Source organism: Flavimaricola marinus (assembly GCF_900184895.1).
Taxonomy (GTDB): domain Bacteria; phylum Pseudomonadota; class Alphaproteobacteria; order Rhodobacterales; family Rhodobacteraceae; genus Flavimaricola; species Flavimaricola marinus.
In genome coordinates, this window is record NZ_FXZK01000001.1 from 92,571 (window position 1) to 110,630 (window position 18,060).

The window sequence follows — 18,060 nt, forward strand, 5'->3', positions numbered from 1 at the left end:
CGGGCAACCGCAATTGCGCCGCCTCCGTTGCCGGATGCCGATCCGGGGCCTGTGCCTCTTGGCCCTTCCCGCCCCTTGGCCGATCAGGTCCAGGCCAGCGCGGTGCCCGCGATCACCAGAACCAGCCCCGCCACTTCGCGCAATGAGAAGCTTTCATTGAACAGCAGGAGGGAGGCGGCGGCAATGATGATCACCTCGGCACCGAGGATGCCGACATAGACCATGCCGAGCCGTTCCTGCCGCAGGGCGATCACCTCGAGCAAGGCCCCACCGATCAGGGGGACGAGGATCAACAATGCAGGCAAGGGTCCGGGCATCGTCCACCATGACTTCATGGCGACCATGGCAATGCAGTAGAATATCGCCGAAGCGACAATGACGGTCGGCGCAATAAACATCGGAAATTCTCTCAGTATCAATGCCGCCAGTATGCCAGAAATCCGGCAGTCTGCCTAGCCGGGAATACCTGACCCGACGCCGTCGCGCTGTCGATATTCAGATTTGCCTGGCCTTTCGCCCGACGCCGAGGCGGGTGCGTTTGCCCGATGTGGCCCGCTGCAACGTTTCAATGGCATCGGCCGGCCAGAATGGCAGAGGCGATCTCACCGCCTCATGTGTGATCGGGATCACCCGCATCGATCAAAGGATGGTGGGCCGGCCTCAGTTGACCATATCGTGGCGCAGGATCGCCGCTTCGGACTGGCTGAGCACGCGACGGGCATAGGCGCCGTAGGTCTGCGGATCGGTTGCCAGATCGGGGAGCCGCTCGAACATCTGGGCCAGTTGTGCGTCCTCCATCGTCGCCAGAGCGGCGCTGGCCGGATGAAAGCTCTCGGTCTCGACCCCGTTGGCAAACACCACCTGGTGATGCGGCAGGAGCAGGTGGATATAGGTGACCTCACGGACGGACCGGTCGACGGTGATCGACAGGTCGTTGACGAGATCACGCGCGGCCACGAGCACTTCGTCGGTGTTGAACAGCGCCTGCGCCCGCGCCCCGCGCAGCATCAGCCGGTGATCCGGCGAGACCAACAGCCCAGCATCGGGAACGCCCTTGTCCAAGGCCCCTTCGCGCAACCGGACCGGCGCGAGGTGCGGCATCGCATAGAGCCGCGCCCCGGTGATCCGGCGATAGCCGGTCCAGAGCACCTCTTCGCAGCCGTTGTCCTTGGTCTGGATCCGGGTGCCTTCACCGACGTGTTCGACCGGTAGCGGCCCGTCCTCGGTCATGATCATGGTGCCGGGCGTAAAGCAGATCACACCGCCGGGCGCATCGCCGGGGCGCGAACGCTGATCGAGATCGATGTTGTGGCTGACGATCCAGAGATCCTTGTGCCGTGGCGGGATCTCTCCAACGAACATCACCAGCGGCGGCTTGCCCTCGGCGGTTTCGATCAGGGTGACGGTCCACGTCTCGCGCCCGTCCGTCACGGTAAAGCCCGCCTCGAAGAGCGGCTCGTCGACGTCGATACCGTCAAGACTGGATGTCTCCGCGGCGACAGCACCCAATAGCCGTCGCACACCGAATGCGGCGCGTCTGCGTAGGTCTGCCATCCCGGTGGCCTCCCCCAACGGCAAGATGCCTGCGGGTCCGTCCACGCGCACTGCCTCTCCGGTCCAGCTCCAGGTCGTGCCGACCGCGAGGGCCGACAGCGGGGATGCCCACTGGCCGTCAAGTTCCGTCTGCGCCCAGGAGATGACAAACGTGCCACGAAAGCCCGTTTTCATACCTGTTTACCTGCCTAACTGCTCTCAATCTTCACACCCACGTCTGATGCGCGGGTTTATGCCGATAGGTTAACAGGTCTGATTCGTTTGGATCAAGTCACATCAACAGCGCGCGTTAACTATTTATTCAGAAGTTGAAATTCAGCTTCAAACCGCCGACGACCTGCCCCTCGCTCTGACCGACGAATTCCTCGGACAGATAGGTGACCCCGTAGAAGAAGGAGACCTCTTCAAAGAGCTGCCAATGCAGGCCGGCGCGCATCCGAAAACGCTCATCCTCCGGGGTAAACCCCTGATCTTCGGGGAGATATTCGCTGTTTCCGACGCTTGCCCAATCGCCGCCAAATAGCACCGACACGCCTCTGATCGGCGCTTCGATCCCCCGGATCAATTGCCCGGTGGTGGCATCGCGCAACAGCAGATCGTCATGCGCCACGGTGCCGACAATTATGTCACCCCCGACCCGCAGGATGTCTTCGACCCCGGCTTGCGCCTCGACGAATGGACGCAGCGTCACCTGTTCCGAGACCCTGACCGGCCACGACATCTCGGCCGTGGCAGAGGCGAGGAAGGCGTTTTCCAACTGTGCCGACGTTCCCAGCGGGGCCGGCAGGCTGAACACGTCGTGGAAGGCATCCTGAAAGTCCGAGATCCCGGTTTGCGGCCCGATGGCCGTCAGGTCGATCCCGATGCTGGCATCGAGCGGCCCCAATGCGAATGGGCTATGCACCCCGGCGCTGAGCGCCCCGACATAGGGCCTGTCGCCGATCGGGCCGGTCCCTTTCGAGGGCGTGATGATCTCGGTCCGCAGCCGGTATTCGAGGATCTCGCCCGGTCGCGTCGGCAGCACGCCGGTCCATTCCGGTCCGTGCAGGATCGAGAACTGATAGCCGCCGGACCGCCACCTGTCTTCCCGGTCCCCGAAGAAGTCGTTGGTAAAGAGCCGCCCGAAGCCGAGTATCTCCCTGTCCTGTGCAGTGGCCGGTCCACTAAGGCTTGTGATGGCGAGAACGGCGAGGACGGCAAAACGGTACATCTTGGTTTCCAGTTCGTGGCGCCCCCCGGCCCGTCGCCTATATCGGATTCGCCGTGACTGTGGACAGAAAAGTTTGGCAGTTTCGGCCCCATCCGGCCCCCCGCTTGCCCGTTATTGCAGCCGCGCCACAGTAAACGGGCTTGCCCCTGTCGGACCTGCAGCCTTAGAAGGCCACAACCAGAAGGATTTTGTTGTGCCGACCGACACCCCGATTGCCGAACCCTCCTCGGATGCCGTCGCCGATGCCACCCCCGCCCCGCGAACGACCGATTTGATCCTCGCGTTTCTGAGCGGTGGCCTTCTGACCTTCATGATCCTCCTCAATGGCCGACTGGCCCTGTCGGGTGGTCCGGTCTTTGCCTCTTGGACGGCGCATGGCACCGGCACGGTCGCGGCGATCCTCTTTCTGCTCGTGCTGCGCACCCGCAAGCCCGCCGCCGCCGCCCCCGGCCCGGACACGCCGCGCCTGCCGGCGCCGCTCTGGGCCTATGCCGGCGGATTGGTCGGGGCCGTGACGGTGATGTTGTCGTCGATCACGGTGAACACCGCCCTTGCCCTGTCGGGCACCCTGGCACTGGGACTTGCGGGTCAGGTGGCCTTCAGCGTGCTGGCCGACCGATTTGGCCTGTTTGGCCTGCCACGCCGCATTCCCGACAGGCGCGATGCTGCGGCGGTGGTTCTGATCGTTGCAGGAAGTCTGCTGATCATCTTTTCGGGCGGGGTCTGAGCATGGTGGTCTTTGTCCTTCTCGCCGTGTCGGCAGGCATCTGCGTTGGCCTGTCGCGGCAGGTAAACGGGCGGCTGGCGCTCTCCGGCTCTCCGATGCAGGCGTCGTTCTGGAACCATATCGTCGGGTTTGGCGCGTTGACCCTCGTGGGGTTGATCGTCGGCGGCCTGTTGCCCCCCGCCGAGGCCGACATCCCGGTTTGGGCTTGGTTCGGAGGACCGATCGGCGTCGTCTTCGTGGCGTCCGGCAGTTGGCTGATCGCGCGGATCGGTGCGGCGAACACCGCGCTTCTGGTGATCGCGGGCCAGATGGTGACGGGCGTCGTGCTCGACATGATCACCGGCGCGCCGGGCAACCTGTTGCCACGAGTCGCAGGCGTCGTGTTGATCCTGTGCGGAATGGCCCTGACCAACCGCCGGCCCGGCCAGAAGCGGCCCTAGCTCGGCTCCGCCAGATTTGCCAGAGCGTCGATATCGCATTGCAGCTCTTGCCCATTGCGCACGATCGCCCCGACTTCGGCAAGCTTGTGCAGTGCCCGGTTCACCTTGGGCCGGCTCGCGCCCAGGACCAGCGCCAGATCGCCCTGCCCCATCGGCAATTCAATGGTCGCCTGCGCGGGCGCGTCTTGCAGTGATCCCACGCCGTGCTGACGTGCCACCTCGCCCAGCAGAAACCGGGCCAGCCGCGCTTCGAGCCGGTAGAGCGCGACGGATTCGAGCCGATCGTTGGTGATCCGCATCAGACCTGCCAGATGCCGCAACATCGCCAAGAGCAAATCGGGATGGTCCTTGGCGACTCCCATGAAGCCGTCCCGGGTGAGCACCTGAGCGGTCACCGGGCCCATCGCAGTACAATCGGCCGAGCGTGGCTGATCGCCCACCACCGCCAATTCACCGACCAGATCGCCGGGCCCCGCGTGGTGGAGCGTCAGCTCCTGCCCCTGCGGCGTCGTCAAGGACAGCCGCAGTTGCCCGGAGCGGATCACCATCAGGTAATCGCCCTGATCGCCTCGTTGAAACAGCAGCGCCCCGTCATCCCAGCGCCGGGACTGCGTGACCTCGGCCAAGCGGGCGTGAACCTCCGGGCCCAGATCCTGAAGCGGCCTGCATGCACGCCAAACGTCATCGGCCCCGAAATCCCGCATACCGCCACACCTCTGATCTTCCCTTTGAATTACTTAGCGTAATGTTCCCTCGGTAACAGCCCCAATCCTCAGAATCGGCCAATATGACCACATCGCAATTGATCTGCGAGACAGAGGGTCTTGCCGCATCGCCTTGAACGGCAGGGTGTTGGCAATACTGAATTATTCTCCTTCTGTCAGGGGCGAAGCGTGGCTGTTTCCCGATGCAAGTGTCTCTGCTTGTCTGGCCACGTTTCGTCCTTGAATATTGGCGATGGCAGAGGCGGCGTCCCGTGCCCCTCGATCAGCGTCTACGGCCATTGAAAGTGCGGTCATTGAACGCCCCTTCCCCACACGTGTGTTTCACGGGGGTGCGCATTTAGACCCAGTCACCGATCTGATCCATCGTGCAGCGCGCCTTCCGGTGTTTGCACGGCTGGGTCCAGCATCGGTGTCTACCCCGGCGGTGCAGGGTTGAGCTCTCTGTCCCTGTGCCGCCACCCGCCCCACGAGTTGTGATGACACGGTCTGCTCTGTCAAAGCGCATGGCCGTGGCCGGACGCCAGATCGAAAAAGGGACGGCGTGATCTGCGCCGTCCCTTTGGGGTGATTACGATCGGTGCGTGGGCCTTAGCCGCATTTGGAGTAGCCGCAGCTCCCGCAGGTCATGCAGCCTTCGACCATCCGCAATTCATACGCGCCGCAGGACGTGCAAGCCTTTCCACGGTTTCCAGAGAGGCTGACCACGTCGGCCTTCGGGTCGGACTTGAGCCCCTTGCCCTCACCGGCGAGGAAGCCTGTCGCGATCATGTGCTTTTCGATCACGCCACCGATGGCCGCGAGGATGGAGGGCACGTATTTGCCCTGCATCCACGCCCCGCCGCGCGGATCGAAGACTGCTTTGAGTTCTTCGACCACGAAGGTCACGTCACCGCCCCGCCGGAACACCGCCGAGATCATTCGCGTCAGTGCGACCGTCCAGGCGAAGTGCTCCATGTTCTTGGAATTGATGAAGACCTCGAAGGGCCGTCGTTGCCCGTGGTGAATGATGTCGTTGATCGTGATGTAGATCGCATGCTCGGAGTCGGGCCATTTCAGCTTGTAGGTCGCTCCGTCGAGCTCTTGCGGCCGGTCGAGCGGTTCGGTCATGTAGACGACGTCGCCGTCGGAGGTGACCTCGGCCAGTTGCGTGGCGGTGCTGTCGGAGCCTCCGGCGGCCGTATTTTGGGCCAAAAGAGGCTTTGACTCCGGCTCTGACACGGAGAGAACAGATCCCGTCACGTCGTTGGGCCGGTAGGTGGTGCAGCCTTTGCAGCCTTGGTCCCAAGCGGCCATGTAGACCTCTTTGAAGTCGTCGAAGCTGATGTCTTCGGGGCAGTTGATCGTCTTGGAGATCGACGAGTCGATCCATTTCTGGGCCGCTGCCTGCATCCGCACATGTTCCAGCGGCGCGAGTGTCTGGGCGTTGACGAAGTAGTCGGGCAGATCGGCGTCGCCCTTCAGATCCCGCCACATCTGCACGGCGTAGTCGACGACCTCTTCTTCGGTCTTGGTCCCGTCCTTTTGCAGCACCTTCCGGGTGTAGGCATAAGCAAAGACCGGCTCGATCCCCGACGACACGTTGCCGGCGTAGAGCGAGATCGTCCCGGTGGGTGCGATGGAGGTGAGCAAGGCATTGCGGATGCCGTGTTTGGCGATGGCCTCCCGCACGTCCTCGTCCATGCCCTGCATGGCGCCGGAGGCGAGGAATTTGTCGGCCTCGAAGAGCGGAAAGGCGCCTTTTTCCTTGGCCAGATCGACCGAGGCAAGATAGGCGGCGCGGGCGATCTGCTTCATCCAGGCTTCGGTCTGAGCCGCCGCCTCTTCTGAACCATAGCGCAGCCCCAGCATCAGGAGCGCGTCGGCCAGCCCGGTGACCCCGAGCCCGATCCGCCGCTTTGCCTGCGCCTCGGCCAGCTGTTCGGGCAGCGGGAATTGCGAGGCGTCGACCACGTTGTCCATCATCCGCACGGCGGTTGCGACAAGATCGGTCAGCGCGTCCCCATCGAGTTTGGCGGCGTCGTCGAAAGGATCGGCGACCAGCCGCGCGAGGTTGATCGACCCCAGCAGGCAGGCCCCGTAGGGCGGCAGCGGCTGCTCCCCGCAGGGATTGGTCGCGGCGATGGTTTCGCAATAGCTCAGGTTGTTGGCCTGATTGATCCGGTCGATGAAGATGACGCCCGGCTCGGCATAGTCGTAGGTGGACTGCATGATCCGGTCCCACAGGTCGCGGGCCTGCACGGTCTGATAGACCTTGCCGTCGAAGACCAGATCCCATGGCTTGTCAGCCTTGACCGCCGCCATGAACGGATCGGTGATCAGCACCGACATGTTGAACATCCGTAGCCGCGCCGCATCGGATTTGGCGGTGATGAAGGATTCGACATCCGGGTGATCGCAGCGCATCGTCGCCATCATCGCCCCGCGCCGGGAGCCAGCCGACATGATCGTCCGGCACATCGCATCCCAGACATCCATGAAGCTGAGCGGGCCGGAGGCGTCGGCGGCCACGCCGTGCACCGTTGCCCCCTTGGGCCGGATCGTCGAGAAATCATAGCCGATGCCGCCGCCCTGCTGCATCGTCAGAGCGGCCTCTTTGAGTGCGTCGAAGATGCCGGACATGGTGTCGGGCACCGTCCCCATCACGAAGCAGTTGAACAGCGTGACCGACCGAGCGGTGCCGGCGCCGGCGGTGATCCGCCCGGCGGGGAGGTATTTGAAATCCTCGAGGGCGGAGTAGAACTTGTCCTCCCACCCTTTCTTGTCCTTTTCGACCGTGGCCAGCGCCTTGGCGATCCGACGCCACGTATCTTCGACGGTTTCGTCCAACGCCTTGCCGTCGGCTTCTTTGAACCGGTATTTCATATCCCAGATTTGCTCGGCAATGGGGGCGGCGAAACGGGTCATAGGCAGGCTTTCCGGGCTGGATGTGGAGGATCAGGAGGCTATGATTAGCAACGGCTGGCCCGGCAAACAAGCAAAAACGAGGGCCACCACACTACATTTCGTAGGTTGATGCTGCCGGGCAACAAGATATGCTATTGGCGACAAAAGAATCTGGCGGAGGCCATATGCTGCACATTCAAAAACTGTCGGTCGGCACCGAGGCCGTCGAGGATCTGGTCGCCTGGCAGGCCAGTCGCCGTGCCCTGACCGATGACGGATTGCCCCGCCATGTCACCCGCATGTGGCCTCGCCGGGAGCCTGAGATACTCGACGGCGGCTCGATCTATTGGGTCATCAAAGGCCTCGTCCAGTGCCGCCAGCGGATTGTCCGGTTCGACGAATATCGCGGAGCGGACGGTGTTCTGCGATGCGCGATGGTGCTGGAACCCGAGATCGTGCGCGTTGCCGCGACCCAGCGCCGCCCGTTTCAGGGCTGGCGATACTTGCAGCCCGCCGATGCGCCCCCCGATTTGACCGAAGCCAAGGCCGGAGAAGACACATTGCCGCCGGAGCTTTCGTCGGCACTGGCCGAGATCGGGGTGCTCTGAGAAAGACTTGCCCGAGGGCTAGTCGATCATCGCCTCGAGCCGCGCCATGACCGCCCTGTCGTCGTCGGACCACTCGGCCATCCGGCTCTTGAACAGCGTCGCCTGACTGGCGTGAATCAAGCCGTCGGAGAGGATCTTGAGGCCGTTGGCCCGCAGGGTCTCTCCGGTCGAGGTGATGTCTGCGATGGCCTCGGCGGTCTCGTTCTTGACGCTGCCTTCGGTGGCGCCTTGGCTGTCGACCAGTTGATAATCAGCCACCCCGTTGTCGCGCAGAAAATCCCGCACGAGCCGGTGGTATTTCGTGGCGATCCGCAGCCGGAAACCATGCCGCGACCGGAAGGCGGCGGCGGCGGCGTCCAGATCGTCGAGCGTGTCGACGTCGACCCAGAATTGCGGCACGGCGATAATGAGGTCGGCCCCGCCGAACCCCATGAGCGCCACTTCGCCCAGACGTTGTTCCCAGATGGCGACCTTTTCGCGGACGAGGTCAGAGCCGGTCACCCCGAGGTGCAGCCGGCCCGCCGCAAGTTCCCGCGGGATCTCACCGGCCGAGAGCAGGACGAGTTCGACACCGTCGATCCCCTCGACCACCCCGGAGTATTCCCGGTCTTGCCCGGATTTGCGAAGCGTCAGGCCGCGCGCGGCGAACCAATCGAAGGTTTTCTCCATCAGCCGCCCTTTGGACGGCACACCGAGCTTGATCGTCATGCCTGCCCCCTGATCTCGGCCAAGAGGCCGGGCCGGATCACTCCGCCGACCGCCGGCACCGACCGCCCGCGCCCGAGCACGGCGGTGAGCGCGTCATAGCGCCCGCCGGTTGCGACTGGCGGCAGGTCGGGTCGGTCGGCGGCATAGAGCCCGAAGACGAACCCGTCGTAATATTCGAGCGACGTGCGCCCGAAACTGCCTTCGAACTCGAGGCTGTCGACGTCGACACCGTGCCTCGAAAGCGCATCGAGCCGACGCGCCATTTGCGACACGGCGGAGTCGATGGCGGGCAGATCAAGGGCGATGTCCCGCAGGATGCTGAGCACCATCGGTGCGGTTTCACGCAGGCCGAGAATGGTGTCGAGCAGGTCGAGCTCCTCGGCCGAGACCGGCGGCGCCTTGGCATCGGCCCGCAGCGCGTCTATCCGGACAGAAACCTCGGCCCGGCTTCGCAACCCCGCCTCACCCACGGCCTTTGCCATCGGGTCGTCCATCGCCAGAAGCGCGGCACGGGTCGCCGGGACCGGCGTCTTGCCGCCGAACCGGTCGAGCAATGCCCTGAAGCGGCGCGGGCGCCAGATGTGCCTCAACAGCGCCGATTTGCGGTCGTCGGTGGTGCGCAGCCCCCTCACCGCCGCCATCAGGATGCCGATATCGCCGGTCGCCGCCCGCAGCGGGGTGCCTTCGAGCGCCTCGGAGATAAGCGTGAACACCTCAGCATCCGCCTCTGCGGGATCGTGCCCCCCGAAGAGTTCGTAGCCCACTTGGCTATACTCGATCGGCCGCGACGGATCGTGCTCTTGCCGCCGGAACACCTCGCCCGCGTAGGTATAGCGCGCCGGATCGGCGCCGCTGTCCATGTGCATCTGCACGACAGGCACCGTGAAATCGGGCCGCAGCATCATCTCGCCCCGAAGCGGATCGGAGGTGACATAGGCGCGCGCCCGGATGTCTTCGCCGTAAAGATCGAGCAAGGTTTCGGCCGGTTGCAGGATATCAGCGTGCACGACCTGCGCACCGTGTTCTTGGAACAGCGTCAGAAGCCTGTTGGTTTCGAGGGTTGGTTTGACCGTCATGGTTGGTCCTCGGACCAGAGACACGGGCCAACGCCCGCTAAGAAAAGAGGGGCGCCCAAGAGGCCCCACCAGCTTTGCCCGATCCATCCGACCGCGACGCCCCAGAGCAATCCCGCCGAGCCGAGGGCGTATCCGGCAATGTATGTGGCCGAGTTACCGAGGAGAGACAGGAGGCGTTTCATGATTGGCTGCTAAGGATCTCTTGCACTTTTGCAACCAAATCACCCCTAGAGACCTCATATTGGCTGGGTCTGTCTTTCCATTCTTCGACGGTCGCGCTTTCGGCGATCTTGGCACCGAGGATCAGGTCCTTGATCTGGACGACCCCGCGCTCTTTCTCGTCGCCGCCTTCGATGATGGCGATGGGAGAGCCGCGTTTGTCGGCGTATTTCATCTGGTTTCCGAAGTTCTTCGGGTTGCCCAGATAGACCTCGGCCCGGATGCCCGCGTTGCGCAGTTCCGACACCATCGTCTGGTAGTCCGCCATGCGGTCGCGGTCCATCACCGTCACCACGACGGGGCCTTGGGCGGTTTGCCCCAAGCGGCCCTTGGCATGGAGAGCGGCGAGCAGCCGGTCAACACCGATGGAGATGCCCGTGGCGGGGACTTCCTGCCCGGTGAAGCGCTTGACCAGATCGTCATAGCGTCCGCCGCCTGCGACGGAGCCGAAGTTACGGGGGCGGCCCTTTTCGTCCTCGATCTGGAAGGTGAGTTCTGCCTCGAACACGGGGCCGGTGTAGTAGCCGAGGCCGCGGACGACCGCCGGGTCAATCTCGATCCGGTCAGGACCGTAGCCTTGGGCGTCGAGCAGCGTCGCGATTGTTTCCAATTCGGAAACGCCAGCCTTGCCGGTTTCCGAGCCGGAGACGAGTTCGGTGAGCCGCTGTAGCGTGGCCTGCCCAGTGCTTTGCCGCGCCTGCATGAAGCCCATGACGACTTCGGCCTGCTCGGCCCCAAGTCCTGCCCCCTTGGTGAAATCGCCGCTTTCGTCTTTGCGCCCCTCTCCCAAGAGCTGCCGCACGCCGTCGAGGCCCAGACGGTCGAGCTTGTCGATGGCCCGCAGGACGATGCCCCGTTCGTGGGCGAACTTGTCCGGATCGGAGGGGTCGAGCACGCCTGCGACCTCCATCACGCCGTTGAGCACCTTGCGGTTGTTGACCTTGACGACGTAGTCGCCGCCGAGGCCGAGGCTTTCGAACACGTCCGACAGCATGGCGCAGATCTCGGCGTCGGCGGCGACGGAGGGTGCGCCGACGGTATCGGCATCGCATTGATAAAATTGGCGGAACCGACCGGGACCGGGCTTTTCGTTGCGCCAAACAGGCCCCATCGCATAGCGGCGGTAGGGCGTCGGCAGGTCGTTGCGGTGTTGCGCGTAGACACGTGCGAGCGGGGCCGTCAGGTCATAGCGGAGCGCAAGCCAGTCCTTGTCCTCTTCCCACGCGAAGACCCCTTCGTTGGGCCGGTCCACGTCGGGCAGGAACTTGCCCAGAGCCTCGACCGTCTCGACGCCGCTCGTCTCGAGTGCGTCGAACCCATAGCGATGATAGACCTCGGCGATCTTGGCCAGCATGGCGGACCGTTCGGTCACCTCTGCGCCGAAGTAATCACGGAAGCCTTTGGGCGTTTCGGCCTTGGGGCGGCGGGGTTTGTCTTTGGCCATGGCTCTGCCTCTGTCACTCTGTGCCCGCGTTTAGCGCGATGGGCGTGGGAGGGCAACGCGGCTTTGCGTTTGCCGCACGCATGATCGAAACCGCTTGCATCCTTGTCCGGTTCGGCTTTTGTGCGCCTATGACTGATCCGACCATATACGAAGAACGCCTGGCCCATCTGATCCGCACCGTGGATGAGTTGTCAGATGTCGTCGCCCGCCAAGATCGCGAGATTGCCGTTCTGACACGTCGTGTCGAAATGCTGATGCAGCGTGAGGCCGAACGCGAGACCGACGCTAGCGGAACGGTGCCCTTGGCGGACCAACGGCCACCGCACTGGTAGGCGGCGAGGGCGTTTAGACGGGGCTCCGCCCGTGAAACGCTGAAAGTCGTCGATTTTCCGAAAGGAAATTCAACGGTGTCCACTGGACGTTTTCCGGGACGCGTCTAGCCGGGGCTTCGCCCGTGAAACGCTGAAAAGGTCCACTGGACCTTTTCCGGGACGCGTTTCACCCCTTGAAATCCATGGCGACGACGTCTCCGTCGGAGAGCAGGATATCGGCCCATTCCGGGTTCAGTCCGAAATTGGCGTAGACGGTCAGGAACGTGGTCCGCCTTGCGAGACGGTCGAGCGCAGAGCCGCAGGGCTGCCCGGACGAGACCCGGCACACCCGTGCCTTGATCTCTTCATAGGCGTTGTCGGTATCCGAATAGGGCAGATCGCGGGTGCCGTCGCTGTAGCGGATGACCTCATGCGTGCCGACATCGCCAAACAGCACGAGTGCCGCCCGGAATTGCCGGGCGCAGCCATCGTCAAAGCCCGTCACGTAATGCGTGCGCTGCCCGGTGCTGGCGGGGTTCGTGTCATAGACGGTGTAGCCCGATTCCGATCCGACGACTCGCCCCAGATCGCGCGTCCGGAGGCCGCAGACCGTGGCGATCTGTCCGTAGGCGAGGGTTGTTCCCGGCTCGATAATCTGCGCATCCGGCCCGGTGCTCGCCGGGCCTGCGCCTTGCGGGCTGGTCCCCAGTTGATTGAGCAAACCGAATATGCCCTGCCGCCGCTCGGCGGGCTCCACCGGGGCGGAGGCTGCGGCCATCTCTTCATCGCCGGGAATCATATCGGTGCCGATGGGAGGCACCACATCGACGGAGCCGACGGGCACGACCTCGGCCTCCACCGCGGTTCCATCCGGGGAGACGACGATGGCCGTCGTCGGCTCCTGATCGGTGAGCGACCCGCCCAGAAGGCGGGAGAGAAAGCCGGGCGCATCGGCCTGCTCGGAAGGCAGCGGCGCGACCGTGGCGGCGGCGGCGTCCTGCGCGATGTCCACTTCCGAGAGCCGGTCCACGTCGCGGAGCGGATCCCCGCAGGCGGCGATTGCCAATGGCAGGGACAGCATCAGAAATGTGCGCGGATTGAGCAGCATGTAGGATCCTTCGTCCCGATTTACGGCGTGTTTACCGGAATGTAGTGACCGCGTCCATGTTGCCGCCGGGTCGGGTCAGACCTCCTCGACCTCGATCACCCCGTCGAGCGAGCGGATCGCCCCCTTGATCTGGGGGTTCACAGGGAATTCCGCGCCACAGTCGATCTCGACCTCGCCGGGCAGTCCTGCGCTCATCAGGTTGATGTAGATCGGACCGGCGCCGCCGCGCACCTTGTCGCGCTTGGCCCCCTCGAGCACGCTGGCTACATGGGCGACCGCCCCCTCCGCATCGACGAAGATTCTCAGGCCAATGCTGCCTGCATCGGCCACCACACCGTCGATCGGAACGACCGACCGCCCGAGCAGTTTGAGCTGATCGGATTCCATCGTTGCTTCGACCGTGAGCACCACCTGTGACCCGGTGTCGAGATGCTCGCGCGCGAGCTCCAGCGTGTCGGAGAACATGGTCACTTCGTATTGCCCGGTGGGGTCCGATAGCTGCACGAAGGCGAACCGGTTGCCGCGAGCGGATTTCCGCTCTTGCCGCCCGGCGACGGTGCCCGCCATCTTGGCGATGCAGGGCCCGCGTTCGGCCTTTGCGGTGACCTCGTCGAGCGTGAGCACGTCCTTGCGCTTGAGGGGAATCATGTAGTCGTCGAGCGGGTGGCCGGAGAGATAAAAGCCGACGGCCTTGAACTCTTCTGCCAGCCGTTCAGCCGCTTGCCAGTCAGGCAGGTTGGTCAGCCGTGGTTCCGGCAGATCGTCGCCCGCCTCACCGAAGAGGCTCACCTGATTGGACGCCTTCTGTTCGTGGATCGCGGCCGAGTAGCCGACCAGCGCGTCGAGACTGTCGAAGACCCGTCGCCGGTTGCTGTCGAGCACGTCGAAGCCGCCGGCCCGGGCCAGCATTTCGAGCGGCCGTTTCCCGACCCGTTTGAGATCGACTCGGCGGGCGAGGTCGAACAGCGTGGCGAAGGGTTTGTCGCCGCGCCCGGAGGTGATCAGCCGCATCGCCTCGACGCCGACGTTCTTCAATGCGCCCAGCGCGTAGACCAGCTTGCCTTCGTGCACCGTGAAGGTCGCCTCGGACCGGTTGACACAGGGTGGCGTCCAACCGAGGCCCAGACCCTTGCGCACCTCCTGGAAGTAAATCCCAAGTTTATCAGTGAGGTGGATATCACAGTTCATCACGCCAGCCATGAATTCAACCGGGTGATTGGCCTTGAGCCAAGCGGTCTGGTAGCTGACCACCGCATAGGCTGCGGCGTGCGATTTGTTGAAGCCGTAGTTCGCGAATTTCTCAAGAAGATCAAAGACTTCTGCGGCTTTCTTCTTGTCGACGCCGTTCTCCATCGCGCCTTTTTCGAACTTGGGTCGTTCTTTCGCCATCTCTTCGGCGATCTTCTTACCCATGGCCCGGCGCAGCAGGTCGGCGCCGCCGAGAGAGTAGCCCGCCATGACCTGCGCGATCTGCATCACCTGTTCCTGATAGACGATGATCCCTTGCGTCTCTTCCAGAATGTAGTCGATGGAAGGGTGAATGGATTCAAGGGGTTTCAGACCGTTCTTGACCTCGCAATAAGTCGGGATGTTCTCCATCGGGCCGGGCCGGTAGAGCGCCACAAGGGCGACGATATCCTCGATACAGGTCGGCTTCATCCGCTTGAGCGCGTCCATCATGCCGGAGCTTTCCACCTGAAACACGGCCACGGTCTTGGCGGAGGCGTAGAGCTTGTAGGAGGCTTCGTCGTCGAGCGGGATCGCGCCGATGTCATACTCGAACCCCTCGGGCGGGGTGTAGAGCTCGGTCCCGTCGATCCGGGTGTTCAGCGTCCGCCCGGAGGCCCGGATCAGGTCGACCGCATTCTGGATCACGGTGAGCGTCTTCAGACCCAGAAAGTCGAACTTCACCAAGCCGGCCTGCTCGACCCATTTCATGTTGAACTGGGTGGCGGGCATGTCGGAGCGCGGGTCTTGGTAGAGCGGCACAAGCTCGTCCAGCGGCCGATCACCGATCACCACGCCGGCGGCGTGGGTGGAGGCGTTGCGGAGCAATCCCTCGACCTGCTGGGCGTAAGTGAGCAGCCGGTTGACGACCTCTTCGTTCTTGGCTTCTTCGCGCAGCCGCGGCTCGTCGGCCAGCGCCTTTTCGATGCTGACCGGTTTGACCCCCTCGACGGGGATCATCTTGGACAGTCGGTCGACCTGCCCATAAGGCATTTGCAGAACCCGGCCCACGTCGCGCACGGCCGCCTTCGACAGCAGCGCGCCGAAGGTGATGATCTGCCCCACTTTGTCGCGCCCGTATTTCTCTTGGACGTAGCGGATGACCTCTTCTCGCCGGTCCATGCAGAAGTCGATATCGAAGTCGGGCATGGAGACCCGCTCGGGGTTCAGGAACCGCTCGAACAGCAGGCTGTATCGCAGGGGATCGAGGTCGGTGATCAGCAGAGCGTAGGCCACGAGCGAGCCGGCCCCGGAGCCCCGCCCCGGCCCCACGGGGATCTCATGTTCCTTGGCCCATTTGATAAAGTCGGCCACGATCAGGAAATAGCCGGGGAACCCCATCTTTTCGATGATCCCCAGCTCGAATTCGAGCCGTTTCTCATATTCTTCGACCGATGTGGCATGGGGGATGATGGCCAGACGCGCCTTGAGCCCCTCCTGTGCCTGACGCCGCAGTTCGGCGACCTCGTCATCGGCAAATTTCGGCAGAATCGGCGCCCGCTTGTAGACCTTGAAGGCGCAGCGCCTGGCGATCTCGACGGTGTTTTCCAGCGCCTCGGGCAGATCGGCAAACAGGGTCGCCATTTCTTGTGGGGTCTTGAAATAGTGCTGCGGCGTGAGCCTGCGCCGCGGCTCCTGCTGATCGACATAGGCCCCGTCCGCGATGCATAGAAGCGCGTCATGCGCCTCGTAGAGCGCGGATTTCGGGAAGTGGACGTTGTTCGTCGCGACCAAGGGCAGGTCCATGGCATAGGCCATCTCGACATGGCCCTGCTCGGTCGGTTCGTCGCCGCCTTCTTCGCCGGGGTGCCGCTGCAGTTCGACATAGAGCCTGTCGGGATAAATCCCGGCAAGCCGGGTCATCAGCGCCTGCGCCTTGGGCATTTGCCCCGATTTCAGCAGCCGCCCGACCGGGCCGTCGGGGCCGCCTGAAAGACAGATCAGGCCCGCGTTGTATTTCTCCAGTTCGTCGAGGCTCACTTGCGGCAGTTCTCCGCCCGCGTCGAGATAGGCGCAGGAGTTGAGCTTCATCAGATTGAGATAGCCCTGCTCGGTCTGAGCCAGCAGCACGATGGCTGCCCGCGGCTCCGGCCGCTTGCCCGGTTCGGCGGCCAGATAGGTGAGCGACAGCTGGCAGCCGATGATCGGCTGCACCCCCGCCTTGGACGCGGTCTCCGAGAATTCGAGGGCCGCGAACATGTTGTTGGTATCGGTCAACGCCACGGCGGGCATCCCTGCCCCGGCCGCCAGACCGGGCAGCTTCTTGACCGGCACCGCCCCTTCGAGGAGCGAATATTCGGAGTGGACACGCAGGTGAATGAATCGGGGATCAGTGCTCATGCGGCCACCGTATCTTGTGGTGATGTGCCTCGCCAGCCCCCGATGCGGCCGCTGCGCCGGAAATAGTTAGCCACATCACTAAGTATCTTGACTCGAATCGCGGCCCGTAGATACTTAGCCGCATGACTAACCATTTAGATTCCTTTTTCGCGGCTATTTCTGACCCGACCCGCCGTGCCGTGATCGAGCGATTGACCCGAGGCCCGCTGCCGGTCTCGGATCTGCATGCTCCGCACGACATCGCGTTGCCGACATTCCTGCGACACCTGAAGGTGTTGGAAGCGGCCGGCTTGGTCCGATCCGAAAAGGTCGGCCGCGTTCGCACGGTTCATATCGAAGCCCAACCTCTGGCCGAGGCCGAGGATTGGCTCCGCCGCCAACGTCAAATCTGGGAGGGTCGTCTGGATCGACTGGACGCCCTCGCTCGATCCATCAACTCTGCCGAAAAGGGCCAGCAGCATGACAACTGATACCGCGACATTCGAAATGCACCGCAGCTTTCCGCTGCCCCAGGACCGGCTTTGGCAGGCGCTGACCGATCCGTCCGAGCGCTGCCTGTGGAACGCCCCGATGGCTGACATGACCGCGACGGTCGAGACCGCCGACCTGCGCGTCGGCGGCCTAGAGACGCACCATTACAGCGGCAGCCAAAGCGAGGAGATGCCCGATTTCTCTGTCGGCACAAGGTGGTATCAACTCGATCGCCCGGGCCGCGCCGTGTTCACCGAGACGGTCGAGATCGCGGGCACCCCCCAGTTCACCAGCTTTGTCACCTATGTCCTGACCCCCGCGGGAGAGGCCACCACTCTGACGATTTCCGTCGCGACCTCGTCGTTTGCGGGGCCGGAATTCCTGGACGGTCTGTCGCAGGGCTGGGACAGTGCCTTGGACAACCTGAACAATCACATTGCAACCCTGACCTCAAAGGCGAACTCATGACCGACGATCTGACCCTCAGTTTCACCCGCACCCTTGCGGCCTCTCCCGCCAATGTCTGGCGCTGCTGGACGGAGCCCGACCTGCTCAAGCAGTGGTTCGCGCCAAAGCCCGTCGAGGTGCCGGTGGCCGAAATCGACGCCCGCCCTGGTGGGAAGTTCCATATCGTGATGGTCGTTCCCGATCACGGCAGAATGGAAGGTGCGCCTGGATGTATCCTCGTTGCCGAACCGGGCAAGCGGATTGTCTGGACCAATGCGCTCGGCCCTGACTTTGCCCCAAACAAGCTTGGCGACGGCCCGACGGATTTCGCCTTCAGCGCGGACATCGTGATCGAACCGGATGGCGCGGGCTGCACCTATCATGTGACCGTTCGCCATGCCACGGCGGAGGCAGCCCGCAGCCACGAAGGCATGGGCTTTTACGATGGTTGGGGCACCGTCACCACCCAATTGGGAGAGCTCGCCGCGACACTTTGATCGCCATACCCCCTTGCCATCGGGGCTATGTGCCGCTTTCATCACCGATCAGAGACAGGGGCGCG

General features: G+C 63.6%; 17 protein-coding genes. 7 read left to right on the forward strand and 10 right to left on the reverse strand.

The features are described from left to right. Window positions 1–83: 83 nt before the first annotated feature. From LOM8899_RS00465 to LOM8899_RS00475, 3 genes are all read right to left on the reverse strand, one after another. Entirely contained in the window at window positions 84–398 is a 315-nt protein-coding gene (locus LOM8899_RS00465; RefSeq protein WP_245820391.1) for a DMT family transporter, read from the reverse strand. 262 nt (window positions 399–660) lie between these two features. Beyond that, complete coding sequence (locus tag LOM8899_RS00470) at window positions 661–1,728, reverse strand: Hint domain-containing protein (RefSeq protein ID WP_093990204.1); 1,068 nt, start codon at window positions 1,726–1,728, stop codon at window positions 661–663. Window positions 1,729–1,855: 127 nt separating this feature from the next. Then, entirely contained in the window at window positions 1,856–2,764 is a 909-nt protein-coding gene (locus tag LOM8899_RS00475) for a lipid A-modifier LpxR family protein (RefSeq protein WP_093990205.1), read from the reverse strand. 193 nt (window positions 2,765–2,957) lie between these two features. Here LOM8899_RS00475 and LOM8899_RS00480 point away from each other — a divergent pair, with 193 nt between their 5' ends. Together LOM8899_RS00480 and LOM8899_RS00485 are read left to right on the forward strand one after the other, a co-directional pair. Further along, window positions 2,958–3,491 carry a DMT family transporter gene (locus LOM8899_RS00480; RefSeq protein WP_245820392.1) on the forward strand — a complete coding sequence of 178 codons (534 nt, stop codon included), beginning with the start codon at window positions 2,958–2,960 and terminating at the stop codon, window positions 3,489–3,491. 2 nt (window positions 3,492–3,493) lie between these two features. After that, window positions 3,494–3,931 carry a DMT family transporter gene (locus LOM8899_RS00485; protein ID WP_093990206.1) on the forward strand — a complete coding sequence of 146 codons (438 nt, stop codon included), beginning with the start codon at window positions 3,494–3,496 and terminating at the stop codon, window positions 3,929–3,931. On the opposite strand, the gene LOM8899_RS00490 is transcribed toward LOM8899_RS00485, so the two are convergent. Both LOM8899_RS00490 and LOM8899_RS00495 read right to left on the reverse strand, forming a co-directional pair. After that, on the reverse strand, window positions 3,928–4,635 hold the full coding sequence (locus LOM8899_RS00490) for a Crp/Fnr family transcriptional regulator (RefSeq protein WP_093990207.1): 708 nt from the start codon (window positions 4,633–4,635) through the stop codon (window positions 3,928–3,930). The two genes, LOM8899_RS00485 and LOM8899_RS00490, sit on opposite strands and share 4 nt — an antisense overlap. Before the next feature lie 609 nt (window positions 4,636–5,244). Continuing rightward, complete coding sequence (locus LOM8899_RS00495) at window positions 5,245–7,560, reverse strand: adenosylcobalamin-dependent ribonucleoside-diphosphate reductase (protein ID WP_093990208.1); 2,316 nt, start codon at window positions 7,558–7,560, stop codon at window positions 5,245–5,247. Window positions 7,561–7,724: 164 nt separating this feature from the next. Between LOM8899_RS00495 and LOM8899_RS00500 the strand changes: the two genes are divergently transcribed. Further along, window positions 7,725–8,147, forward strand: a complete 423-nt coding sequence (locus tag LOM8899_RS00500) for a DUF1489 family protein (protein ID WP_245820393.1) — start codon at window positions 7,725–7,727, stop codon at window positions 8,145–8,147. Window positions 8,148–8,165: 18 nt separating this feature from the next. Here LOM8899_RS00500 and hisG read toward each other — a convergent pair whose 3' ends face one another. The 3 genes from hisG to hisS all read right to left on the reverse strand — a co-directional run bounded on the left by hisG (window position 8,166) and on the right by hisS (window position 11,594). Then, on the reverse strand, window positions 8,166–8,855 hold the full coding sequence (gene hisG, locus LOM8899_RS00505) for an ATP phosphoribosyltransferase (protein ID WP_093990210.1): 690 nt from the start codon (window positions 8,853–8,855) through the stop codon (window positions 8,166–8,168). After that, window positions 8,852–9,931, reverse strand: coding sequence for an ATP phosphoribosyltransferase regulatory subunit (locus LOM8899_RS00510; protein ID WP_093990211.1), 1,080 nt, complete (start codon window positions 9,929–9,931; stop codon window positions 8,852–8,854). Before LOM8899_RS00510 ends, hisG begins: the two co-directional genes overlap by 4 nt. A gap of 178 nt (window positions 9,932–10,109) precedes the next feature. Next, a complete protein-coding gene (hisS, locus tag LOM8899_RS00520) occupies window positions 10,110–11,594 on the reverse strand; it encodes a histidine--tRNA ligase (protein WP_093990213.1) in 1,485 nt (494 codons plus the stop codon). A 128-nt stretch (window positions 11,595–11,722) separates the two neighbouring features. Between hisS and LOM8899_RS00525 the strand changes: the two genes are divergently transcribed. Continuing rightward, window positions 11,723–11,926 carry a SlyX family protein gene (locus tag LOM8899_RS00525; RefSeq protein ID WP_093991337.1) on the forward strand — a complete coding sequence of 68 codons (204 nt, stop codon included), beginning with the start codon at window positions 11,723–11,725 and terminating at the stop codon, window positions 11,924–11,926. 166 nt (window positions 11,927–12,092) lie between these two features. Here the strand turns inward: LOM8899_RS00525 and LOM8899_RS00530 are convergent, their stop codons facing one another. Together LOM8899_RS00530 and dnaE are read right to left on the reverse strand one after the other, a co-directional pair. Continuing rightward, window positions 12,093–13,013, reverse strand: a complete 921-nt coding sequence (locus tag LOM8899_RS00530) for a hypothetical protein (protein WP_093990214.1) — start codon at window positions 13,011–13,013, stop codon at window positions 12,093–12,095. A 75-nt stretch (window positions 13,014–13,088) separates the two neighbouring features. Continuing rightward, the gene (dnaE, locus tag LOM8899_RS00535) at window positions 13,089–16,580 is read right to left on the reverse strand and encodes a DNA polymerase III subunit alpha (RefSeq protein ID WP_093990215.1); all 3,492 of its coding nucleotides are present in this window, start codon (window positions 16,578–16,580) and stop codon (window positions 13,089–13,091) included. A 122-nt stretch (window positions 16,581–16,702) separates the two neighbouring features. Here dnaE and LOM8899_RS00540 point away from each other — a divergent pair, with 122 nt between their 5' ends. Genes LOM8899_RS00540 through LOM8899_RS00550 form a run of 3 tightly spaced genes read left to right on the forward strand, consistent with a single transcriptional unit; the run spans window position 16,703 to window position 17,995 of the window. Next, window positions 16,703–17,050 carry an ArsR/SmtB family transcription factor gene (locus LOM8899_RS00540; RefSeq protein ID WP_093990216.1) on the forward strand — a complete coding sequence of 116 codons (348 nt, stop codon included), beginning with the start codon at window positions 16,703–16,705 and terminating at the stop codon, window positions 17,048–17,050. Next, complete coding sequence (locus tag LOM8899_RS00545; RefSeq protein ID WP_093990217.1) at window positions 17,040–17,519, forward strand: SRPBCC domain-containing protein; 480 nt, start codon at window positions 17,040–17,042, stop codon at window positions 17,517–17,519. Before LOM8899_RS00540 ends, LOM8899_RS00545 begins: the two co-directional genes overlap by 11 nt. Then, window positions 17,516–17,995: an SRPBCC family protein gene (locus tag LOM8899_RS00550; protein ID WP_093990218.1), complete on the forward strand. Its 480-nt coding sequence runs from the start codon at window positions 17,516–17,518 to the stop codon at window positions 17,993–17,995. The genes LOM8899_RS00545 and LOM8899_RS00550 overlap by 4 nt, the downstream gene beginning before the upstream one ends. The last annotated feature ends 65 nt before the right edge of the window (window positions 17,996–18,060 follow it).

Coding starts and splice junctions, on each gene's coding strand:
- LOM8899_RS00465 (WP_245820391.1), bottom strand. CDS start 398: ATGTTTATTGCGCCGACCGTCATTGTCGCTTCGGCGATATTCTACTGC.
- LOM8899_RS00470 (WP_093990204.1), bottom strand. CDS start 1,728: ATGAAAACGGGCTTTCGTGGCACGTTTGTCATCTCCTGGGCGCAGACG.
- LOM8899_RS00475 (WP_093990205.1), bottom strand. CDS start 2,764: ATGTACCGTTTTGCCGTCCTCGCCGTTCTCGCCATCACAAGCCTTAGT.
- LOM8899_RS00485 (WP_093990206.1), top strand. CDS start 3,494: ATGGTGGTCTTTGTCCTTCTCGCCGTGTCGGCAGGCATCTGCGTTGGC.
- LOM8899_RS00490 (WP_093990207.1), bottom strand. CDS start 4,635: ATGCGGGATTTCGGGGCCGATGACGTTTGGCGTGCATGCAGGCCGCTT.
- LOM8899_RS00495 (WP_093990208.1), bottom strand. CDS start 7,560: ATGACCCGTTTCGCCGCCCCCATTGCCGAGCAAATCTGGGATATGAAA.
- LOM8899_RS00500 (WP_245820393.1), top strand. CDS start 7,725: ATGCTGCACATTCAAAAACTGTCGGTCGGCACCGAGGCCGTCGAGGAT.
- hisG (WP_093990210.1), bottom strand. CDS start 8,855: ATGACGATCAAGCTCGGTGTGCCGTCCAAAGGGCGGCTGATGGAGAAA.
- LOM8899_RS00510 (WP_093990211.1), bottom strand. CDS start 9,931: ATGACGGTCAAACCAACCCTCGAAACCAACAGGCTTCTGACGCTGTTC.
- hisS (WP_093990213.1), bottom strand. CDS start 11,594: ATGGCCAAAGACAAACCCCGCCGCCCCAAGGCCGAAACGCCCAAAGGC.
- LOM8899_RS00525 (WP_093991337.1), top strand. CDS start 11,723: ATGACTGATCCGACCATATACGAAGAACGCCTGGCCCATCTGATCCGC.
- LOM8899_RS00530 (WP_093990214.1), bottom strand. CDS start 13,013: ATGCTGCTCAATCCGCGCACATTTCTGATGCTGTCCCTGCCATTGGCA.
- dnaE (WP_093990215.1), bottom strand. CDS start 16,580: ATGAGCACTGATCCCCGATTCATTCACCTGCGTGTCCACTCCGAATAT.
- LOM8899_RS00540 (WP_093990216.1), top strand. CDS start 16,703: ATGACTAACCATTTAGATTCCTTTTTCGCGGCTATTTCTGACCCGACC.
- LOM8899_RS00545 (WP_093990217.1), top strand. CDS start 17,040: ATGACAACTGATACCGCGACATTCGAAATGCACCGCAGCTTTCCGCTG.
- LOM8899_RS00550 (WP_093990218.1), top strand. CDS start 17,516: ATGACCGACGATCTGACCCTCAGTTTCACCCGCACCCTTGCGGCCTCT.